1 protein-coding gene is annotated in these 2134 nt (G+C 27.1%); it reads left to right on the top strand.

Going from position 1 to position 2134, the window contains the following annotated elements:
• Positions 1 to 149: 149 nt before the first annotated feature.
• Positions 150 to 2030 (top strand): hypothetical protein, encoded by a 1881-nt coding sequence (locus RR430_RS09270; RefSeq protein WP_332509050.1) that lies wholly within the window; start codon positions 150 to 152, stop codon positions 2028 to 2030.
• Positions 2031 to 2134 lie beyond the last annotated feature (104 nt).

The raw sequence follows: 2134 nt of genomic DNA on the forward strand, positions 1-2134 counted from the left end.
CCCTTTAAATTAATTAGGTGGTTTATGTCGCACTTCAAGTTTTACTCTGCCCAGCAATAACATATAAAGAAATATCTTCAAAAAAATCTCTAAGTCAATTTGACTTCCAATATATTTTAGGAACAGAAAAATCTGGAAAGTCCACCTTAGTGAAAAAATACTGTGCAGATTTAAAGAATAATTATGATGTAATAGTTTTAAGTGGAAAAGAAATAAAACACACTCAAACTGATGAGGTTATAAGAGTATTCAAAAAAAAATACAACATAAGCAAAGATTTTAATAAAAACTTAGCTCTAATAATTGACGATTTCCAAGACTGCAAACTAAATGACCGATATATTGAAGAATTTTTCAAAAATATTCATTCCGATTTTAAGAAAATTATCTTCTTTGTGGATAAGCAAAGTTTTGTTGGGGACAGAGCTAAACATTTAAATTCTAATTTCGAAACTTTAGAGATAAAAAGTTTTGGCCATGTAAAAAGGAATGAGTTATATACAAAATGGTATTCTATAGGTCTCGAGAATATTGCCATCAGTGATGATAATGATTTAATTCAAAAAGTAGATACTTTAGCTAATCATTTTGATCTATTACTGAGAAAAAATGTAATGGATTCTAAACCTATCAACATTTTAACAATCATTCAGACCTTGGATAACATCAATCTATCAAGAGATTTTACACTTACTTCATATGGTCATTGTTATAATACATTAATACTCGGTTTATTAAATAAATCAGGTGTAAAACCTCAAGATTTTGATAGCATTTTATCTTTTATCTCATTCTTGTCATTTAAACTATTTTCTGACAAGAAAAATAAATTTAATAACTCCTATTTATATTTAACAATTGAAAAATATAAAGAAAGCTATATCCTATTAGAAGATATAGAAACCATCTTACTTAACTCAAATATATTATATATAAATGAAAGAGATGAATATTTATTCTCTCAACCATATATATACTTCTTCTGTTGCTCAAGATATATAGCAAACAATCAAAATAACATGTCGGACGTTATAGAAAAACTATGTAATGGAATTCATACAGAACATTACGCAAATATTTTAATATTTCTTGTTCACCATTCCACAAGTTCAGAGTTTCTGGAAAAAATTCTAAGCCATGGTAGTAAGATTCTTTCATCAATAACACCTCATCAGCTCACAGCATCTGAAAATCATTATTTTAATAATAATTTTAGAGATGTTATAGAAAATGAGATGAAATTAATCCGACTAGAAGAGAAAAATATTTTTTCTGAAAGAAATAAACTACTCAAAGAGAAAGATAAACTAAGTGATGATCATCCAATTGATACCGCATTAGAGGACTTTGAAACAGACATATCAAAAGATGACATTAAAGAAAACTTAGAGTTTAATGAAATGCAAGATGCTAATTCTGCATTCAGATGCTTAGAGGTATTAGGGCAGATTGCTAAAAATAATTACGGATCTTTGCAGAAAGATAGACTACAAGGTTTAATTACAGAAAGTTATGTGTTAGGACTTAAATCTCTGTCATTCTTCTTAGATATCTTTATAAAATCTGATAGCGAAGTTAAGGATTTTATGCTTTCCATCATAAAGGAAAGAAAATTAATTTCTGATGATGAAGCATTAAAACTTGCTGAGAAAATGATTTTTCAGATATGTAATTCTATTTGCCAATATATGATTAATTTTATATCTAAATCAACTGCTAGTTCTTATTTAGAACCTATTATTAATGAAATAATTTCTAAAAATGACAATCCTGCTTACCGTTTGATTTTCATACAATCTCAACTACGTTTAGGTAAATTACCAAAAGTTGAAATTCGTGAGTTATACCAAGATGAAAAAGATAATAACTTATTAGTTACTAATCTTCTTAAGCGAATGATCATTAACTTCACTTATATACATAAAGTTGAACTCAAAGATAAAAATTGGATAGCATCAAATTTACATATAAGTCATAAAGATCAAATTAATAAGTTACCTGAAAATTCATTAATTAAAACTGTTCTTTAAGCATATTAATTAAACCGCCTCACGGCGGTTTTTTAATTATCAAAATCATATCTGCAATGCATAACCCAAAATCAAAAAGATCAATTGCAAGCTCAAAATCACAG

The organism is Anaerorhabdus sp., from assembly GCF_036641015.1.
GTDB lineage: Bacteria > Bacillota_I > Bacilli_A > Erysipelotrichales > Erysipelotrichaceae > Anaerorhabdus.